Raw genomic sequence first — 637 nt, forward strand, 5'->3', positions numbered from 1 at the left:
TCTTAATCCAAATTTTTTTGAATTAACTAATATAAACCTTATTCCCTTAGGTTGGTCAAATGGAATCAACTCACCACAACATCAAATCCAAATTCAACTTAGAAAGTAAGATTGCAGCTTCCTTCATTTTCTTATCTATGATTTTGGCATAGATCTCCGTAGTTCGTATTTCACGGTGACCAAGGCGTTTGGAAACGGTGTAGATATCCGCACCATTTTCTGAGCATTGTTACTTACCGATACAGAAAGTGACGAACCCATATTTTACAGGGGTTCCCATGCTTCGAGGTACACATGGGGTACAAAACTATATTTTCCGATATTATATGAAACATACATTTATCGCAATATCAGTCGTTCATGTGAAATGGGAAATTAACCGATAAAACATAGAAAGTTAGATTATGAGCCGATTAAATAGCCTAATCGGCTCATGCAATACAATTGGTAACTATTGAAGTATTATATCACTATCAATATTTAATTTTTGATGCAAGGCTTTGGCAATGTTCAAAGTAATCTCTCTTTTCCCGTTTAAGTAGTCACTTATTCTGGAGGCGCTTGTACCTAAGAGAGTTGCTAAATCCTTTCTTTTGAGTCCCATTTCAAACATACGTAGTTCGATCATTTCCTGTAG

At 35.5% G+C, this 637-nt stretch carries 1 protein-coding gene and 1 pseudogene; both read right to left on the reverse strand.

Annotation, left to right across the window (positions count from 1 at the left end):
- Nucleotides 1-70: 70 nt before the first annotated feature.
- Nucleotides 71-220 (reverse strand): annotated as a pseudogene (locus F1E73_RS17985) (site-specific integrase); the annotation flags it as partial.
- Between the two features lie 231 nt (nt 221-451).
- Nucleotides 452-637 (reverse strand): helix-turn-helix domain-containing protein (locus F1E73_RS17260; RefSeq protein ID WP_150452694.1); only part of this gene is annotated, 186 nt, incomplete at its 5' end.

This window comes from Arenibacter lacus (assembly GCF_008711145.1).
GTDB lineage: Bacteria > Bacteroidota > Bacteroidia > Flavobacteriales > Flavobacteriaceae > Arenibacter > Arenibacter amylolyticus.